Source organism: Stenotrophomonas sp. PA-6-5C (assembly GCF_021605635.1).
In the GTDB taxonomy this organism is placed as follows: domain Bacteria; phylum Pseudomonadota; class Gammaproteobacteria; order Xanthomonadales; family Xanthomonadaceae; genus Stenotrophomonas; species Stenotrophomonas lactitubi.
In genome coordinates this window covers 13070-32187 of sequence record NZ_WKEE01000046.1, presented here as the reverse complement: position 1 = coordinate 32187, position 19118 = coordinate 13070, and the positions used below count along the sequence as shown (strand labels likewise).

The following is a 19118-nucleotide window of genomic DNA, read 5'->3' as shown; positions in this document are numbered from 1 at the left end:
GTCAAGATTTGCCCTGCCCCAGCATCCTCTCTGACTTCGCTTTGGAGCTTTGACAAGTATGAATCTATGGTTCCGCTTTCTCTCTACGCTCGTCCAGGCATACTTTGGCCGCACTCTCCACTCGCCGCTCGAACGGTCTCGATTGACATTCCGAGTTCTATCCACCGACATTGATGTAAATCGGCACTTGACCAACAGCCGATACTGGAGCTTCTTTGATCTGGGCAGAATTGAGTTCCTAACAAGAGCAGGCCTGGTCAAACAGATGATCAAAAGGGGCTGGAATCCCGTCATTGGAACTGCAGCGATCCAGTTCAAGCGATAACTAAAACCGTTCCGCCGATTTACACTTGACACTCAGCTGATCGGCTGGCCTGAAACGAAGTGGGTCATCGAGCATCGAGTCATGGACACCTCGAGGAATGTCGTCGCCGCAACGGCGATCGTTCTAGCGGGCACGTATGATCGGCGTGGGAGACCTTGCGTTCCCGTGGCAGAGGCACTCGGTTTAACCTTTGATGCTGACCTTGAGTCACCTCCCCTGAGTGAGGCGGCAAAAGCGCTATTGGCCACAGATGAGGGATTCAGGGTTCACATCGCTGGCGGGCCTAGATCGCACGAGACTTTGCTCCCCCGGCTGAGTCGCTTCAATGCTTGGAAAAGATAGCTTTGCCTGTCTTCTTGTCAATGATTTCGATGCCGCCAGTTTCCGAGATTCTAAGCTGGTGGGCAAAGAGGTCCACAGAGTTCCAACCGCCTGATTGACTCCAGGCGTCCTGCAGCGTTAGCGGCGGGATGTACATGCGTTGCGCTAGGCCATAGTTGCTGGGACGATCGTAGGGAAGGCTCGTGTATTGGTCTTCGATCAGCCGAAGCTCTCGGTCTACGAGTGACCATCCTTCCTGGAGATCAGCGGCAGCCTCGGCAGCCTCAAGCGCGGAGAAAAGGAGATCCAGGCGCTCTCGTTTCGGCAGCGACTCTTTGGAATATGGCATTGAGAACTTCTTCCCTGTGATTTGTCTTTGTTTTTTGTTGCGATACGAAAAGGACACTAGGACTCTCCCGCTTAGGCAGTGGAGGGTCCCAGGAGTCTCCGCTACATGTCCTACCTATTGGTCCTACCTATTGGGCATGTAGCATGATAAGGCCTACTCAAAGGTCATAGATTCGATATCGTCGAGACTGCGATCGTGTTTCACGTACTCCTTAATTTTCTCCAGGTCTTCAGCGCTGGCCGATGACACTGGATCTGCCGTGGCAAAAAGCTGAACGGAGTCGGAGGTCGTGAGGAGCTTCTTCAGTGTGGTTCCATCAAGATCCATGGCATCCTGAGCAGAATATGAGACAAGGATGGACTTGGAAGAACCATCCTTCAGGCCTCCCAGCATGCCGGAGTTCGCAGGCAAGGTGAATTTCACCTCGGAGGCCTGACCTGGAAGCCCGAATAGCTCTGATTTATCTGCAAGCTCATGCCTGACGGCGGCGACATCTTTGGATTCAATCGGCACTGATATGTTCCAACGCGGGCCGAAATGATAGACGGCGGCATACATGACTCTAGCCTTGTAAGGGTCGACCTTGCTCGCAAGCATCGCCTCATAGAAGACGCGGTGCACCTCCCTCCACGGCATGCTGCGACTGACGCAATAGACGTCATGGATGATGGACGCGTTTCGATAGTCCCCATCAAGCGGGCCACCAATGACGCTCCAGAACATGCGCGGAATCGACGCTCCATCGGCAATGGTGCCCTTTGGAGCTCGCCACTTTCGGCCTGCATCATCGGTGTAGATGACATCGTTAGCCAGTTCGATTATGCCGTTAGGCAAGAGATTGACCGTAACTGGCTTGGTGAACTCCCCCCCACTCACACCACCTGAAGCAACCATCAAAAGCGCTAGAGTGATCTTCTTCATGGTTCCATCCTCGATCTCAGGGAATGGGCTTCATTGCCTTGGCCTGGGCAGCCTTCAACCCAAGCGCAGCCGAGTCTGAACGAGTATCTACTGATATTCCATATCCCACTGCGGTTTGCCGACAGGTGGTAGCGTCAGTGACACGCTGGCCAGCCCCTGACAGTTTGGCCAGCATCGATGCGGGCGGCTGCAACTCGCGGGATGGGAAGCGGCCGCTGAGTGGACGGTCGCAGAGTTGAGACTGGTGTCTGGCCGTACCGATGGCCAGACACCCAGGGTCATTTTCGCTCTCGTTGCCCAAGCTGGCCGGATTACTTAGCAAGAGCTTGTTTGCTGGCAGCCGAGGGGCCCGCCAACTGCTACATCATGTCACGCGCAACGGCTGCAGCTGACCGCGTCGTCACCCCACTCGGGTCGTACATCGGAGCCACTACTTCGACCAGGTCGCCGCCCACCACATTGAGACTCATCAGACGCCTCAAGGCTTCGCCGGCCTGGAAAGTGGAGGGGCCACCAAGTACGGGGGGGGCCTGTGCCCGGGGCAGACTAAGGATCTAGGGCATCGCTATCGAAGGTGATGTAGACAGGCATATCCCCACTGCGGCTTTTATCTGCTCGGCGACTGAGTCAGGCGACTGGTAGAGGGCATCTTGGGTGAGGATGATGTTGTACCCCAGCTCGTTTGGCATGTCAGTGCGAATGTAGACCTGAACGGAGCGGCGAGCATTGACGGTTTTTTCTTCAGCATGATCATGGGCGAACGACCCTGGAAGATTTCCTTGCCGCCGTGGCTGCTCATGCAGTCCTGTGACCCCCTCCTCTTCCCGGGAAGCGGGACAATATGTCCTGGTAATCGACCAGAATGTCCATGCTAAATCCGCATGACATAAGAGTTCTCACTTGCCGACGACAAGAGTAAAGTCAACGCCAGCGAGTCCTGAGGCACACGCATAGGGCCCGCCCCACAGGCGCCGTCGAACGGGGAGAACGCAATCATGAGCGCAGGGGCTTTGCTTGTCGCCCGCTTGTTCTTGGGGCTGCCATTCGTGATATGGGGAATGATGAAGCTGCGTGGTGGCGAGGCGCAGCTGGTGCCAGTGCTCGCCAAGATGGGCTTGCCCGACGCCAGAGTCCTGGCGTTCCTGATTGGCGCCTGCGAACTGTTAGGGGGTGTAGCGGTGTGCATTGGCTACCCAGTCCTGATGGTAGGTAGCCTGCTAGGTGTGTGGTGCTTGCTAACGGGCTATATGTCTCATAAGGGTGATATCAATCAGCAACTGGCGCACGTGGGATTGGCCGGTGGCTTCTTCTTGCTCGCTGCCGTGGGACCGGGCTCGCTATCACTGTTCGGCGGGACCCCGACAGGCTTCTTTGCCTACCTGCGCTGAGATCACCCGACACCCATTCACTATGGAGTTAGACTATGTCCGTCAAGACAATTGCCCGTGACGATATCTTGTCGGTGGGCGCCGAGGCACCAGATTTCACGCTTAACGCCACGCCCGATCAGACCTTGTCGCTCCACGAATTGCGCGGAAAGCCTGTAGTTCTGGTGTTCTACCCGGCCGACTGGAGCGAGGTTTGCTCAGATGAGCTCGCAATCTTCAACCAGGCGATTCCACTCATCTCAGAAAGTGGCGCAACGACGCTTGGCATATCTGTAGACAGTGTTTGGTGCCACAAGGCCTTTATCGCCGCCCGCAATCTTGGCTTCGACTTGCTTTCGGACTTTCACCCCAAAGGTGCGATGTCCACCATGTATGGCGCGTACGACGCCGAGCACGGCTACTGTAAACGGGCCTTGTTTGTTGTCGATGCACAGGGACGCATAGCCTGGAGCTACCTGTCTCCAGTCGCAATCAATCCTGGTGTCGACGGTGTGCTGGATGCTCTCGAGTCCCTTAAAAAATCTTGAAATCCATGCCCAAAGCAGGAGGTCTATTATGTCGACGCTTCATGTTCCCGTAGGTTCGCGTGATCATGTACAGGGTTCGGTCGATGCGCCAGTCGTTTTGGTTGAATACGGCGATTATCAATGCCCCTATTGCGGCGATGCCTACAGCGGCATCAAAGAGTTGCAAGCTCAGTTCGGCGAACGTCTATGCTTCGTGTTTCGCAACTTCCCCCTTAGTGAGGTCCACCCTCAGGCAATGCCTGCCGCGATCTTTGCAGAGTATGCCGCGGCCAATGGTAAGTTCTGGCAAGCGCATGATGCGCTCTACGAGAATCAAGACCAACTTGGCCCAGCTTTGTATGCCGAACTGGCACGTGACCTCGATCTGGATCTTGGTGAGCTGCGTGAGGCCCTCGAAACCGGGCAATTCGGTACGCGTATCCATGCCGATCTCAATGGAGGCTTGCGTAGCGGCGTGAACGGTACGCCTAGCTTTTTTATCAACGACCAGTTCTATTCTATGCAAGGTGGCATTGAGGGGTTGGCTAGCGTCATCCGAGACACGATCGGCGGATTGAATCGCTGACCACCTATCTACGTAATGGGATGTCGTGCGTTGAACCGCAGACGATGTGTGGATCACTCGGCTTCAACGCTCGCTGATCGAGCAGGCGGCGGCGATGCAGTTTCTTCTTGCGCTGCCGGCGCCATGGCCGGCCCATCGTTGGGGAACATCGATGTCGGCAGGTACCAAATCGCAGCGGCCTTAGCTTCCATGCTGGCGCCAAGGCATCTGCTGCCTTGCCTTACGGACGGCTCCAAACTGTCCTCTACAGATCCGGCAGCAGAAAGCGGATGGAGACTACAGATCCGGCAGCAGAAAGCGGATGGAGACGCCATGAAGTAGCCTTGGCCGTAGACCGCTCAAAGCGTCTCGGCGAGGGGCAACAGCATGTCCGCCCATTGCGTGACTGGCGATAGGTGTTGCTCTTAGACTCAGTGCGTCAGAATCCTGAGGAACCTCCATGCCAGAGTCTCTGCGATGGCTTCAGCAGCCATTTGGAGTCACAATCTTCTGGTTTTTGCTGACCTTCCAGGTCGCGGTTCTGGCACGCGCGATCACCAGGCCTGACCGAACTCCAGCTTCAAGGGTCGCTTGGGTGGCGATCGTTCTTTCCCTTCCTGCGCTGGGCACAATCGCCTACCTCCTCCTCGGCGAGACCAGTATTGGCCGCGGTCGGATATCGCGCCTTCATCGGGCCGAACAGATGCTTGGAGCCATCCCGACACCCCAGGCTCCACTGCTGCCTCCTGCCGCTCAATTACTGTCCAATCTCTGCGCGACCACCAATGGACTGGGGCCTGTCGGCGGCAACAGGATCGAGTTGTTGGGCTCGACTTCCGCCTCACCGAACGAGCCGATGCTCGACTCCGATGCAGCCATCGAAAGACTGATCTCCGATATTGCTGAGTCCCGTGATCACGTACATATCAGCTTCTACATCTGGCTTGACGATGGCAATGGCGGCAGAGTTGCCGATGCCATTGTCGCAGCAGCTCTCCGAGGGGTGGCATGCCGGGTCATCGTCGATTCTTTGGGGTCACGGTCATTCATCCGTAGCCGACGCTGGCAACAGCTGCGGGAGGCCGGAGTTCGCTTGCTTGCAACGCTGGACGATATCCCTCGTATAGGACATCTGGCGCTAGGGCGAATTGACCTTCGCAATCACCGTAAGCTGGTCGTCATCGACAATGCAATTGCGTTCTGTGGCAGTCAGAACTGTGCGGATCCTGAGTTCAGGGTGCTTGCAAAGTTCGCTCCTTGGGTAGATATCTTCCTGCGATGCGAAGGCCCTATAGTGAGACAGGCGCAGTGGCTGTTTCTGAGCACCTGGATGGCCGAAACCGGCGAGGAATTGGAGTCGCTGCCGTCGCAGCACCCTTTGCCAGCCTTCTTTGCCCAAGGTGCGGTGGCCCAGATGTATGGCTGCGGTCCGTCAACAGCTGGTGACGCCATGTCGGATTCGTTTGTCGGCGCGGTGTACGCCGCACGGCGTGAACTGCTGATCACTACCCCCTACTTCGTTCCAGACGAGGCCCTTCTACGGGCACTATGCGCTGCGCCGCGCAGGGGTGTAAGAACCACGATCGTGTTTCCGAAACGCAACAATTCACTGTTGGTGGCTTACGCATGCCGCAGTACCTACCGTGACTTGCTTCAGGCAGGAGTATCCATCTACGAGTATCCGCTTGGGCTACTTCACACTAAATCACTGACGGCGGATGGGCAATTCTCATTGGTTGGATCCGCCAACTTGGATCGTCGTAGCCTGCAACTCAACTTCGAGAACAATCTCCTCATCATGGATCCACTGGCAACATCGGCTATCACGAATCGACAGGAAGGCTACGTACGTGTGTCTGAGCAGATAGCTCTCGAGGCGGTGGAGGCTTGGCCTTTCCATATGCGGCTTCTTCAGAATGCCATCGGCATGATGTCGCCCGTTCTCTAGAGGTGCCGGACGATCAAGCTACGCCAGCGTCACCACAACATTCACGACTGCAGCCAGTAGTACGGTATTGAAGGCGAAGGCCACGAGCGAATGCAGCAGGCTCACGGCTCGAATCTTCGACGAAGAGATGGAGACATCAGCCGTCTGTGCGGCGACTCCGATGATAAACGCGAAATACAGAAAATCGCGTGCCCCAGGCGGCTTATTCCCGGGGAAGAGCAATCCCGCGTGATAGCCATCCTGATCACCTTCGTTCTCGCAACTCTTATCGGATTTTCTCCAGTACATGTGCGCGTAGTGCCAAGCCATCATTGCGTGGATGGTGGCCCAGGCGAGAGGCAGCGACGCCAAAGTCAGCCCCAGTTCTAAAGGCTTGTGTTGCTTCCCGCTTACGGAGATGACCAGCCCCACCGCCAGAGCTGCCGCTGCCAATGTAATGATTAACACCATCCACAGCGGCTCATCCCGGTGGCCTGCGTTCAGTCGGAGCCGTTCAGCGTCGTAAGTGGGGACGGAAGCCAGTGTCCTTGCCAGATAGGCAACAAAGAAAACATCCACGCCTACCACCAAGGCCAGATACGGCGCAGAGTGGACTGCCCAACCCCAGGCGAGAACCCCTGCTCCGGCGGCCAGGTAGAAGCTTGCCCTAGCATGCGAAAGCTTGATCACATTCTGGCTCCATTTGATGTCCAGCCAGCGACCTGGCGGAGATTCGACGAGGCTTGCTGGTCATTTTCCAGCGTCATTGGACCGCGATTGCGGGGATGGACCACCAACTGGCGGCTTATTCAGTCACTTTGTTTCGTAGAGTCTGGATGGGCAACTCGAACAATGGCGCTGCCCATGGCAACACCATTTGGAATTACGACCTCGTTCCCTTGTGCATCCCGGAGGGTTGTGAAACCAAGAGAGATGCCCTCTACCCGGGCTTCGATGACCCCATTAGGAGCATACACGCGGACGGTATCCCCCACGCGCATCGCCTTTGACATGAGAAGCGAGAATCCTGCGATCAGATTACCGAGGGTATCCTGGGCCGCTAGACCTACTACAACTGAAAGGATGCCAGCCCCCGCAAGCATCGTCGACCCGAGGGTCCTGAGCTCAGGGATAAGGTGCGCGTAGAGGCCGACGGCCAGCAGGTAGATCAACCACTGTCCCAGTACGCTTGCAAACTGGAGCGTGGTCCCATCCGTAAGCCGTGCACCGATACGACGAGCTGATCTCCTGAGAAGTGCGGCACTGATCGTGGCGAGAAGCGCGATGAGCGCCCCAATCGCCACTGCGCCTACGACAGATGAGGGATTCACTAAAGCGTTGACAGTAGTCTGCATCTCAGCCTGCCATTGCCGCGAGTGCGCTTCTGGACGGAACAAAGAAGACGTTGCCAGTCACAGCTCTTGAGAAATCAAGAATTCGGTCGTGAAGCGGCGGCGGGTTGCCGATGAACATTCGCTCAAGCATCTGCTCGACCACCCAGAGATGTCTTGAATAGCCAATGAAGTAGGTTCCGTACTCGGCGTTTGACGGCCTTGCAAAGGGCATATTGTCTCGCAGGATGTCGTGTTCGACCCCTTCCTTTGTAATGGTACACAGCGTCTTGTGCGACTTCTGATCCGCCTCTGGTGCGTCTGGGAGCTCGGTGTTCGAAAATTTTTTGCGACCGATGATCTGCTCTTGGACCTCAGTACTAAGGCCCTTCCAGGCCTTGAGATCGTGAAGGTACTTCTGTGTGACAACGTAGCTTCCACCCGCGTGCGCGGGATCTTCGCTTCCGACGATAGTCGCCTCGGGGAGCGCCAAACCAACTGGATTGGCAGTACCATCGACAAACTCCAGCAGATCGCGACCGTCGAAGTATCTGAATCCACTGACTTCGTCCTGCGCTGCAACTGTCCCTTCCAAACCCTCGAAGAGCATCTGCTGGAACGCGACAATCAGATCCATTGACTTGGCGCGGATATGGAACAGGAGATCGCCTGGCGTGGAGACTGCCGCATGCGCTGCGCCTCGGATCTCCCTGAACGGACGTAGTTCAGCAGGTGGCGCCGTGCCAAGGAGCGGGCCCCATACGTTCGCGCCAATCCCGACGTTGCAGGTAAAGGTGCCGGTCACATCTCTGACGAGCACGTTCTTGATCAGATCGTCCAGGCTGCCCAGGACCGTTCGCACGGTAGATAGGGACGCGGCGTCCCGCTCAATGGTAAGAACAAGGAAGGATGCAGCGATCGACAGTGGTGCATCGATCGGTTGCGGTTCGGGGGATTGCGGCGTCGCGCAGCTCATTGAACGCTCCTGAAGTGAGTCACCGATCACGCATGGCTAGCAGCAACCGCCGCAATCCATGCACCTGCTCGATCAGTTGAAGCGCAACATCCACCCCTGCCTCATTGACCTCCATTTCAAACATAAGGTCGCGAACCAAAAGTGCTCTACTGAGATCTACACGCGTGTAGATCAGTCCATCCTCACCCTGCTGTGGAGAGATCCACTCCAGCTGGACCCAATGGCTCAGCACAGCTTCCGCGACGCCGGCCTGGTCGAGGATATCCTGAACACTGACAACCTCATTCAATGCGCTCATGCTGCACCTCCTTCCCGCGGATTGAAGGACGCGCCCGACTCCCAGTTCTTCACGAACTGGGCCAGCTCCGCGTCCATAGGCTTCTGTAGAACAATCTTCAATCGGACGAACTCATCGCCTCGGCCACCGGAACGCAGTGGCATGCCCTGCCCTTTCAGCCGAAGCCGGGTGTTGCCATCTGAGCCAGCAGGCACGCCCACCTCGGCATGACCGGTTGGTGTCGGCACGGTAATGCGTGCGCCCAAAACGGCTTCCTTCAAGGAAATGGGCACCTCAATCGTGAGCGAATCACCCTCGGCAAGGAAGCGTGGGTCTGGTGCAATCTGCAGCTCTATGAAGGCATCGCCGTCTCCACCCGTACCAGCGCCCTTTGCGCCCTTGCCTCGAAGGCGGAGCGTTTGCCCCTGGGTGACGCCCGGTGGAATGTTCACATCCAGGGTGCCTCCATCGCCCAAGACCACGCGCTCGGCGCCTCCCTCGATGGCGCGCGCCAAGCTGATTTCGAGGTGATAGCGGAGGTCCTGGCCACGGCGGTTTGCGCGGGCATTCGACGTGCGGCGGAAGAACTCGGCGAACGGATCGCCGGCTTCGGCAAAATCCGCGTAGCCACCAAAGCCGCCGTCGCCATAGCCGGCATCGGCCTGGGCATAGTCGCGGTAGTACTCACGGCGCGGGCGCTCCGCTCCCGTTTCGTCGATCGCCCCCTGGTCAAACAGCGCCCGCTTCTCCGGGTCGATGAGCAGCCTGTAAGCATTGGCGACATCCTTGAACTTTTCTTCCGCGGCCTTGTCGCCTGGGTTCAGGTCGGGATGCAGCTTCCTGGCCAGCCTCCGGTACGCCTTCTTGATCTGATCCGTCGTGGCGTCACTGGCAACACCAAGTGTTTCGTATGGACTGCTCACTCCAACCTCCATTCGTTCGTGTCATTTGAGGAATTCAACGCACTGGGACGGTCCTCGGCCGCCTCTGGCATCCACAGTTCAACGACGGTCCCCGCCGGCCCCGTACTCGCCACAGAGAGGTTTCCCCTATGCCGCGACGCCAACATTTGGCTGATCGAAAGGCCGAGCCCGGTGCCCTGACGGTGCTTGGTCGTGAAGAAGGGCTCGAAGATCCGCTCCAGGATGTCCTGCGGGATGCCGCTACCGGTGTCGGAGATCCGCAGTGCCACTCCAGGCGCACCGTGGATGTCATCCGTGTCCTCGGTGGCTAGTCCCAGGACACCGCCACCCGGCATGGCATGGAGTGCATTGATCATCATGTTCACGAGGATCTGCTGGATTTCCCCTCTGTTGGCCTTGATGAGTCGGGTGGAATGAAACTCCTTCTCGATCATGACGGGCTGACGTTTGGTCAGGTGCTGTACCAGCGGTAGCGTTTCCAGCAGCAGGGATGAAGGCTCCAACAGTTCGTATTCCGCTGCGTGCTCGCTGGGTTTTGAGAACTGAAGCAGCTTGGACACGATCGTACTGATACGCTGGATCTGATCCTCGATGAGGTCAAACTCCTCCTTGCCGCCTGGTCCGGAATCCTGGAGCACGGCTTCACGCAGCAGCTCCAGATTTCCCTGCATCACTGCGAGCGGATTGTTGATCTCATGTGCGACACCTGCGGCGATCTCGCCAATAGTTGCCAACTTCTCTTTCACAATCAGGTGCTGCGTTGCTTCCTCCAACTGACGGTTGGCAAGCAGCAGTCCCGCCGTCCGCTCCTCTACCCGCGTGTTGAGCTCCTCGTTCCAGGCCACCAGCTGCCGCTCGTTGTCCTGCAGCTGGTTGAGCATCTGGTCCAGCTGCGATGCCAGTCGCCCGATCTCGTCGTTGGAACCACGCGCGCCTGCGCGGGCGTTGCGATCGCCGGCATTGACTCGCGCAATGGCTGCGTCCATCTTTTCCAGCGGCCGAAACACGCCACGGGCGATATACAGAAACAGAGGTACGGTAATTGCCGCAACCAGCAGGCAACCGAGGACTATCATTCCGATGGCGTTCCGTCGCGCGGTAGCGAATGGCTCGTCCGAAAAGCCAACGAAGAGCATGCCGACCGGCACGCCCTCACTGTCCCGAATCGGCATATAGCCTGAGACATACCAGTCATTGACCACGAAGGCCTTTGCCAGCCACGTCCTGCCTTGACCAAGAACCGCTGCGGCCACTTCCGCTGACGCTCTTGTGCCGGACGCTGGGCGCCCGCCGGGCAGCTTGGCATTCGTGCTGATGCGGGTATCACCAAGGAACAGGGACGCGATACCGGTACTTCCGGAGCGCATGCCGTTGCCCCGATAGATCAAGTCCGTGATTTGGTCGATGAAGTGCGTGTTGTGGTTCAGCAGCGTGCCCGCGACCAGCACTCCTGGCTGCTGGCCGGGCAAGTTCACTGGAGTGGCAGCCTGGATCATCAGTGCGCGCCTTTCATATGTGCTCGGCGGCGCCTGCTCTCCCGGCTCTGGCAGGCGGACTATCTCCGCACGCGCCGCCAATTGGGGCGAGAGCGCTCGCAGGTCATCCTCTTGCACTACGCCTACCTGCACGTCGGAGACGCCGTTGACAGCCTTCTCAATCACTGGCCACTTGAGCAACACGGCCTTCTCCGATGACGGTTCGCTGCTGGCCAGGAGATGGCCATCTCGATCAAGCAGCGCGATGAAGTCCAATGCACCTGGACGGGCTTTCGATGCAAGCAATGTGCTGAGAGCGTCCCTGTCACCACCAACTGCGCTATGAAAGCTCTCCGAGTCAGCGATGGCAGCAAGTGATGCACGGTCGTTGATCAGCAACTGGTTCATGTACTGCCCAGCAATCTTCAGATCACTGCCGACCTTGGAGGACAGCAGTTCATCGAAACGCTTGTCCCACTTATAGATGAGCACGCCAACGATCATTGGCAGGATGACGACCATCGGAAGGATCGCGATCAGCAGCAGGCGATGGCGGACGGAGCGCACTCGATTCATTGGGGTTCCCTAAGCTGATACGTTCCAGCTGGAACATTTGCGGTCGATGGTCTTCCGCGAAACCCCCAGAATGCCGGCTGCTTGTTCGCGATCACCACCCGTTTCCCGTAGTACCGCCAGGATGTGCCGACGTTCGACCTCAGACAGAAGTCGACTGCGCGGATCAGACAGAGATTCGAGCCGTTCAAGATGCGACGGGAAGTGGCCCAGGATCAGGCTGCGCTCCACATAGTTGTGCAGTTCGCGGACATTGCCCGGCCAAGAGTAGTGCTGGAGATAGGCACGAGTTCGTTCATCGAACGGAATAGGATGTAGGCCAAGCTGCAGCCCCAGTTCGCGCATGAATCCAGCCGCTAGTTCCAGTACGTCCGTCCCCCGATCGTGCAGGCGCGGTATCTGCACCTCCAGTACATTGATCCGATAGAAGAGATCGGGCCGGAATGTACCGTCCTTCACTGCCGCTACCAGATTCTTATTGGTCGCGAAGACGAAACGGACGTCGATGGGAGTCTCGCGCTCTGCGCCGACCGGGCGTATCCGCCTGTCCTCGAGCATGCGCAGAAGCTTGCCTTGGAACGCCAGCGGTAGGTCGGCGACCTCATCGAAGAACAGCGTCCCGCCTTGAGCATAGGACACCAAGCCTTGGCGTGATGATTGCGCCCAGTTGAACGCCCCCTTGAGATGGCCGAACAGTTCACTGTCAATCAACTCGGCCGGGATCGCTGCGCAGTTGATAGGAATAAAGGGGTTGGAGGCGCGCGTGGAGAGCGAATGCAACGATCGTGCCGCCACCTCCTTGCCCACGCCAGACTCTCCAGTGAACAAAACACTGCTGGGCAAGGGCGCCACTTTTGCGATCAGGTCGCGAGTGGCTTGGATCACTCGCGAGCTGCCGGTGAGCTTGTCGCGTAGTGGTGAAGGCGCGCCCGATCCATGCAGTTCGTGGCGTAGGACAGCATTTTCGCGCTGCAACCGACCGCGCTCCAGACAGCGAGACAGGGCCGCCAGCAGTTGGCTGGTTCGGAATGGCTTGAGTAGGAAGTCAGCTGCGCCTGCACGGATGGCACCGATGGCCGAGTCTAGGTCCGCATAGGCGGTGATCAGAATGAAGTCAGCCGACGTACCCTCCAGGCGCTGCTCCTCCAGCCAGACGATGCCACTCTTCCCAGGCATTACGTTGTCGACAACGACAATGTCGAAATGGCGCTCGGCCAGATGCTTCTCTGCTTCTTCAGTGTCTGCAGCCGCTTCCACAGCCTTGCATTTTGGCCGCAGGGCGCGCACCAAAAAACTGCGCATACCTGGCTCGTCGTCGACGATCAGGATCGACGAATCTGAAAGATCCGGCCAGGCTACATCGCCACCGGCGTGCTCTTCGGCTGCATGAATGGCGCTCTTGGGCGTCATATTTCCCTCGGTTCTGTATGTGCTGCATTAAACGCTGTGTGATTTCATTCGGAGACGTGCGACGGCGCCCGCCACTTCCGTCGCCTCATATCAGTGATCGTTCTGCCCGCTCGCTGGCAAGTTCTTCGCCATGGCTTCCGTTGCCGGCGTCGGTGTTGGCGAGCTCTAGGATCGACGTCATCTCGCGCTCAACGATCTGCCGCAGCGAATACAGTGGGAGCGCGTTGGGTGCAAGGCTGAAGGGTTCTTCCAGCTGGTGCCCGAGTGCGTCAAGACCAAAAAAGGTGTAGGCCACTATCAATACTGGCAATAGCGTCCACCAGCCGAGTGACCCAGCCAGTGCGAAAGGCAGCATGGTGCAGAACACGATGGCCGTGCGGTGCAGAAGCAACGAGTATGAGAACGGCACCGGGGTATTGAGGATGCGCTCGCAGCCCCCTTGGATACGAGCTAGCGTGCTGAGCTGGCCGTCAAGGACCGAGTACTGGATCGAGTCGATCTTGCCGCTCCTGACGAGTTGCAGGCATCGATTTCCGACACTTTCAAGGACCGCATTTGTTGGATTGGGACCCTTCGCGGCGGCTCCAATATTGCACCAAAGGCCGATTGCGTCGGCCTCGTTGTTCCTCCGCAGCCTGGCCGTCAGGCCTGCCGTGAATCCACAGAGGCCATGAATGATCTGCGTTCGATCCTCAGGTGCAAGGGCCGCCGTCTGCCGTGCTAGCGATCTACAGGCGATGATCAGTTCTCCCCAAAGATGCCTTGCCTCCCACCATCGGGAATAGCAGGCATTGTTGCGGAAGCTCATGAACACCGACAGCGCGATGCCAATTAGCGTGAACGGAACGGAGCCGAACCGGGCGAAGATACCCGGGTGCTCAAGCGACGCAAGAATGGCGATGATGCTGATCAACGCGATCAACATCAAATGTCTCGCGATCCTCGGAAGGATCGTGCCTTTGACCGCAAATGCAATGTCCCACATCGTCGGTTGGCGCCGCATCCTCATTTCGACGTCCTGGCGTACGTTCCTCATGTCGACCTCCTGCGCGTCAATGGGACTGCCGTAACGCCCCGCGCCACTGAAAGGGCTTGTGGTCAGCGACATGGCTGCACTCCCCCTACGATGGTCAGGCAGGTCTGCAGGCCGGTAGCCTGGGGAGAGCTTTCGCTTGTTGATGGAATGATCATGTCAATTGAGCCACTTGGGAAGCACCAGTTGCAGGAGTAAGGTGCACTTGAGGGAACTGGATTCACTGTTCGTCCCGGCACCCTTCCCCAAACCCTGTATGAGCATTTACGGACACGGGGAGGCACGTGGAAGCGTTGGATGTAAAGGCCTCTACCGAGAGGTTGCGAGGCGGCAAGAGTGAGTAAGCCTGGGCTGCCGGCTGGACTATCTGGACATTACTGTCCGGACCTGTACTTACTTCCTTTCCGTGTACCACCTGGCCCGACTCCATATGCACTACCTGCTGCCCGAAGAAATGGATGTCCTGAGGGTCGTGGCTGATCAATAGCAGCGGGATGCCCGTCCGGGCCAGCACTGCCTGCAGTTCATGACGCAGGTGCTGGCGCAGGTCATGGTCCAGCGCGGAGAACGGCTCGTCCAGCAGCAACGCCTGCGGCTGCGTCACCAGGGCTCGCGCGAGGGCAGTTCGCTGGCGCTGGCCACCGGAGACCTGCGAGGGCAGCAGATCACCCACCGTATCGATGCGGAATGCGCGCAACCACTGCTCCACCGCATCGAAGCGCTGGCCGATCCGCGGATTCAACCACCCCTTCTCCAGACCGAAGGCCACGTTCTGGCGCACGCTCAGGTGTGGGAACAACGCGTAGTCCTGGAAGACATAGCCCAGCCGGCGGCGATGCGGCGGCAGATTCACGCCGGTGGCAGCATCGAACAGGGTCTGCCCCCGCACGCGCACATGCCCCTGCCCCGGCCGGAGCAGTCCCGCCACCGCCTTCAGGGTCAGGCTCTTGCCCGCACCGGAGGGCCCAAACAGCACCACCTGCCGCTGCGTGCACTGCAAAGCTACGTCCAGCACGAAACTCTGGCCGGCCGCCTGCAGTCGGCGCTGCACCTTCAGGTCAAGCCACATCGCGCAGCTCCCGGCGACGGCCGCCTGCCACCCGCGCGGCCAGCAACAGGGTCACGATGCACAACACCGAGGTGAGGATCACCAGCGCATTGGCCTTGCCATCCTGACCGGCCTGCACCGCCTCGTAGATGGCGATTGACAGCGTCTGCGTCCGGCCCGGAATGCTGCCAGCCACCATCAGCGTCGCGCCGAATTCGCCCATCGCGCGCGCAAACGCCAGCAACAGGCCGGCAAGAATGCCGCGCCAGGCCAGCGGCAGCGTGATGCGGAAGAACACCGCCGCTTCGGACACACCGAGCGTCCGCGCGGCCTGCTCCAGCTGTCCGTCCACTTCCTCGAACGCCGCGCGTGCCGGCTTAAACACCAGCGGCAGCGAAGCCACCGCCGCAGCCATTACCGCCGCCTGCCAGGTAAACACCAGGTTGATGCCGAACCACGACTGCAGCCACGCGCCGATCGGGCCGTTGCGACCGATCAGCACCAGCAGGTAATACCCCAGCACCGTTGGCGGCAGCACCATCGGCAGGGTCAGCAGCGAATCCAGCAGTTCACGGCCGGGAAAGCGCCGACGCGCCAACAGCGCAGCCAGCGCCACGCCCAGCACCAAATTAATTGCGGTTGCCCAGCCGGCCACCTTCAGCGACAGCCCCAGCGCGCTCCAGTCCAGGTCCATGCGTCAGGGCTTGCCGAATCCGTGCCTGGCCAGGATCGCTTGGCCCTGCGGCGAACGCACGAAGGCGGCAAACCGCTTGGCCTCTGCCAGCTGCGCGCTGGACTTGGTCACCGCCAGCGGATAGGCGATGCGCCCGGACACCGGTACCGCGAAGGCACGGCGTACCCGGTCCGGCATCGCCTGCGCATCAGTGGCATAGACGAAGCCGGCTTCGACTTCACCGCGCGCCACGTAATCTAGCGACTGACGCACGTTCTGCGTCGTGATGATCCTGCCTTGCACCGACGGCCAAAGGCCGGCCGCTTCAAGCGCGCCCTTGGCATAGCGGCCGACCGGCACGCTGTCCGGGTTGCCCAGTGCGATGCGCTGAACGCCGGCACCGGCCAGGTCGTTCAAGCTACGCGGCGCGGCCCTGGCCTGCGGCGGCACCACCACCCACAGCGCGTTCACCGCGAACACCCCGCGGGTGCCGGCCGCCAGCAGGTCCTGCTGCCGAGCCTGGTCCATCGCCCAAGGCCTTTGCCGTATCCCGCCTTCGTGCAAGCTGCTGACGCCCTGCGACACTCTGAGCCGGAATGAGCGTGAAGTCATCCGCTTGGTCCTGGACGGGCTGACCGTCTCGGAAATCGCTTTGCACCGGCACCGCAGCGTCAAGACCGTCAGCACGCAGAAGGTTGCTGCACTGCGCAAGCTGGGGCTGCGCAATGACGCGGAGATCTTCGCAATGCGGCAGCAGCTGGAGGCCTTGTGACCGCGCTGTTGAAGCGTGCACGCAAACTGATGCTCGTGGCGCTGTTCACCCTGCTTCCCTGCACGTCGGCGGGCGACATCCAGCACGGCGAATGGGGCGCTGGGCGCGAGGTCCGGGTAGCTGCGGGGCCTACCCTGCACCCTGCGCCGGAAGACGCGGCCAACCCCGAGCTGCTGCAGACGCTGGCGCATGGCTATGCTGCGCTCGTTGCCCGCCATTCCGGCCTGGCCTTCGTCGAAGTGTCTTTTCCCAGCACCCTCGCAGCGATGAGGGCCGTCTGCGAGGGACGGGCTGACCTTGTACTGGTGCAGGGTGCCGGCGATGGGGCGCATCTGCCCTGCCCCAGCCTGACGCCCTCGCGCAGCTTTCATGGCGGTGCGAGCGTGCTCGTCGGCCGCATCGGCGAGCGCTTGCCGCGGCGGGTAGCCGATGCCGGCACACTGCGGATCGCCGCCGTTGAAGGAGGCCCCTATCCGGCGTGGCTGGCCGAGCACCATCCCGCAGTAACGGTGCTGCCCCACCCCAGCATGCGGGCGGCATTGGCTGCGGTGGACGCTGGCATTGCCGACGCAGCAATCGGCCTGGAATCCACTGCGCGTGCGATGACACGACGCCACTTTTCCCACAGCCTGCGCCTGCAAGTGCTCGACGCCAGCTTTCCGACCCAGCTGCACCTGCTTGCCAGGCGCGAAGACCAGCAACTGCTTGAGCGCATCGAGGCGGCACTGGATGACATCACCATCGAAGAACATGCCCAGCTGCTGCAGCGCTGGGCCCAGCAGGCCCTGCCAACCGCGTTCGGCCAGAAAGTTCGCGAAGGCTTCGATGGCGCCGCGCTCTGGCTGTTGCCGACCACCGCCCTGCTGCTGACGCTTCCGTTGCTGGCCCTGCGCAGATTGCGCCAGCAGCAGGACCGCGATCGGAATCAGGCGCAGATGACAGGCATGATCAGCCATGAGGTGCGCAATTCCGCCCAGGCCGTCATGGCGTCAATCGATCTGCTGGACCAAGCGCCGCTGCCGGCCAGCCAGCGCGAACTGGTAGCTGCCGCTGCCAGTGCAGGCCACACACTGCGCGGACTGCTCAATCGCACATTGGATTTCTCCCGCCTGGCCAGTGGCACTTTCCAGCCGAAGCTGATGCCCTGCGACGTTTCCGCAATCTGCGCGCAAGCACTGCAGGCCATCACGCCGCAGGCGCAGAAGAAGGCATTGACCCTGCAGCTCTGCGCGCCGCAGACGCCGTTCCCGCTGCTGGCGACCGATCCGGATTGCCTGCGGCAGCTTCTCGACAACCTCCTCGGCAATGCCGTCAAGTTCACCGACGTAGGCGGCGTAGAGCTGCGCCTGCAGCTGGATGCGCCAGCAAAGCCCGCAGCACTGCTGATGGAAGTCATCGACAGCGGCATCGGCATCGCGCCAGCGCAGATGAGTGACCTGTTCAAGCCCTTCCAGCAGGCCGACGCGGGCCGCCAGCGCGGGGGCAGCGGGCTGGGCCTGTCCATCTGCCGCACGCTGGCCGAAGCCATGGGCGGAACCTTGGATCTCCATAGCGTGCATGGCCGCGGCAGTCGCTTCATTCTTCATCTGCCCGTGCAGCCGGTGCAGGAAGATGCGCTGGCCACTTCAACAGCGGCCGCGCTGCCCCGGTTGGACGGCATGCGCATCCTGCTGGTCGAGGACCACGCACTGAACCGACAGGTCATTGCAGCCCAGTTGCGGCGTTGGGGTGCGACGGTGCAGGAAGCTGCCAACGCCGACGATGCATTGGCGCTGCAGAAGGAGACGCCCTGTCCGCTGGTGATGCTGGATATCGGCCTGCCGGGAATGGATGGCTACGCGCTGGCCCGGCAATTGCGGCTGCATGAGGCAGAAGGAGCACCTGGTGCCCGGCTGCTTGCGCTTTCCGCCTTCAGCGGTGGCGACCACGCACTACGCTGCCAGGCGGCCGGCATCGACGCGGTGCTGGTCAAGCCGCTGCAGATCGATGCGCTGCTGGATGCGCTGGGTCAGCCCGTAACCGCCAGTACCAGCGAGGACATTGCCCACGAACTGGTGGCCGCGTACGAAGAAGATATCGATCACGAGCTGCAATGCCTGCATGAGGCGATCGGTCGTTGCGATGCCGCGCGATTGCGCCATCACGCGCATCGACTGCAGGGAGCGCTGCAGATGCTCGGCGCGAGCGGCATGGAGGCGCTTGCCGGTGAACTCTGGGAGTTGGGCGACTGTGTGCCACCCAGGTGGGACGACGCGCGCCAGGTGCTGGCGGAGATGCAAAGCTGGCGTGGCTCCCGGAGTACGGAAGCCACGCCGGCGGCCTGAG

16 protein-coding genes and 3 pseudogenes are annotated in these 19118 nt (G+C 59.9%); 6 read left to right on the top strand and 13 right to left on the bottom strand.

Annotated elements, in window-relative coordinates; all coding sequences use genetic code 11:
• Positions 1–647: 647 nt before the first annotated feature.
• Positions 648–1052, bottom strand: coding sequence for a hypothetical protein (locus tag GIW57_RS17850; RefSeq protein WP_157804894.1), 405 nt, complete (start codon positions 1050–1052; stop codon positions 648–650).
• A gap of 96 nt (positions 1053–1148) precedes the next feature.
• Complete coding sequence (locus tag GIW57_RS17845) at positions 1149–1916, bottom strand: DUF1353 domain-containing protein (protein WP_100465366.1); 768 nt, start codon at positions 1914–1916, stop codon at positions 1149–1151.
• 995 nt (positions 1917–2911) lie between these two features.
• On the opposite strand from GIW57_RS17845, the gene GIW57_RS17840 reads away from it, so the two are divergent.
• The 4 genes from GIW57_RS17840 to cls all read left to right on the top strand — a co-directional run bounded on the left by GIW57_RS17840 (position 2912) and on the right by cls (position 6323).
• Positions 2912–3304: a DoxX family protein gene (locus GIW57_RS17840; RefSeq protein ID WP_100465365.1), complete on the top strand. Its 393-nt coding sequence runs from the start codon at positions 2912–2914 to the stop codon at positions 3302–3304.
• A 35-nt stretch (positions 3305–3339) separates the two neighbouring features.
• On the top strand, positions 3340–3831 hold the full coding sequence (locus tag GIW57_RS17835) for a redoxin domain-containing protein (protein ID WP_100465364.1): 492 nt from the start codon (positions 3340–3342) through the stop codon (positions 3829–3831).
• 28 nt (positions 3832–3859) lie between these two features.
• Positions 3860–4396 carry a thioredoxin domain-containing protein gene (locus GIW57_RS17830; RefSeq protein WP_100465363.1) on the top strand — a complete coding sequence of 179 codons (537 nt, stop codon included), beginning with the start codon at positions 3860–3862 and terminating at the stop codon, positions 4394–4396.
• Positions 4397–4835: 439 nt separating this feature from the next.
• A complete protein-coding gene (gene cls, locus GIW57_RS17825; protein WP_236512193.1) occupies positions 4836–6323 on the top strand; it encodes a cardiolipin synthase in 1488 nt (495 codons plus the stop codon).
• A gap of 18 nt (positions 6324–6341) precedes the next feature.
• Here the strand turns inward: cls and GIW57_RS17820 are convergent, their stop codons facing one another.
• The 11 genes and pseudogenes from GIW57_RS17820 to modA all read right to left on the bottom strand — a co-directional run.
• On the bottom strand, positions 6342–6992 hold the full coding sequence (locus GIW57_RS17820) for a DUF1345 domain-containing protein (protein ID WP_157804893.1): 651 nt from the start codon (positions 6990–6992) through the stop codon (positions 6342–6344).
• 119 nt (positions 6993–7111) lie between these two features.
• Positions 7112–7657, bottom strand: a complete 546-nt coding sequence (locus tag GIW57_RS17815; RefSeq protein ID WP_100465360.1) for a mechanosensitive ion channel domain-containing protein — start codon at positions 7655–7657, stop codon at positions 7112–7114.
• A 1-nt stretch (position 7658) separates the two neighbouring features.
• A complete protein-coding gene (locus tag GIW57_RS17810; RefSeq protein WP_100465359.1) occupies positions 7659–8609 on the bottom strand; it encodes a Dyp-type peroxidase in 951 nt (316 codons plus the stop codon).
• Positions 8610–8628: 19 nt separating this feature from the next.
• Complete coding sequence (locus GIW57_RS17805; RefSeq protein ID WP_180167054.1) at positions 8629–8907, bottom strand: chaperone modulator CbpM; 279 nt, start codon at positions 8905–8907, stop codon at positions 8629–8631.
• Entirely contained in the window at positions 8904–9809 is a 906-nt protein-coding gene (locus GIW57_RS17800) for a DnaJ C-terminal domain-containing protein (protein WP_236512191.1), read from the bottom strand. Before GIW57_RS17800 ends, GIW57_RS17805 begins: the two co-directional genes overlap by 4 nt.
• Complete coding sequence (locus GIW57_RS17795; RefSeq protein ID WP_236512190.1) at positions 9806–11860, bottom strand: HAMP domain-containing sensor histidine kinase; 2055 nt, start codon at positions 11858–11860, stop codon at positions 9806–9808. The genes GIW57_RS17800 and GIW57_RS17795 overlap by 4 nt, the downstream gene beginning before the upstream one ends.
• A 9-nt stretch (positions 11861–11869) precedes the next feature.
• Positions 11870–13267, bottom strand: a complete 1398-nt coding sequence (locus GIW57_RS17790; RefSeq protein ID WP_236512188.1) for a sigma-54 dependent transcriptional regulator — start codon at positions 13265–13267, stop codon at positions 11870–11872.
• 85 nt (positions 13268–13352) lie between these two features.
• Positions 13353–14375, bottom strand: a complete 1023-nt coding sequence (locus GIW57_RS17785) for a bestrophin family protein (RefSeq protein WP_236512186.1) — start codon at positions 14373–14375, stop codon at positions 13353–13355.
• A 334-nt stretch (positions 14376–14709) separates the two neighbouring features.
• A pseudogene (locus tag GIW57_RS17780) lies at positions 14710–15369 on the bottom strand (ATP-binding cassette domain-containing protein); the annotation flags it as partial.
• Positions 15359–16042 (bottom strand): molybdate ABC transporter permease subunit, encoded by a 684-nt coding sequence (modB, locus tag GIW57_RS17775; protein WP_100465355.1) that lies wholly within the window; start codon positions 16040–16042, stop codon positions 15359–15361. The gene modB and the pseudogene GIW57_RS17780, both read right to left, overlap by 11 nt.
• Positions 16043–16045: 3 nt before the next feature.
• Positions 16046–16549, bottom strand: a pseudogene (gene modA / locus GIW57_RS17770) (molybdate ABC transporter substrate-binding protein); the annotation flags it as partial.
• Between modA and GIW57_RS17765 the strand changes: the two are divergent.
• Positions 16548–16793, top strand: a pseudogene (locus GIW57_RS17765) (helix-turn-helix transcriptional regulator); the annotation flags it as partial. The pseudogenes modA and GIW57_RS17765 sit on opposite strands and share 2 nt — an antisense overlap.
• Positions 16790–19117: an ATP-binding protein gene (locus tag GIW57_RS17760; RefSeq protein WP_329605775.1), complete on the top strand. Its 2328-nt coding sequence runs from the start codon at positions 16790–16792 to the stop codon at positions 19115–19117. The pseudogene GIW57_RS17765 and the gene GIW57_RS17760, both read left to right, overlap by 4 nt.
• Position 19118: the final 1 nt, after the last annotated feature.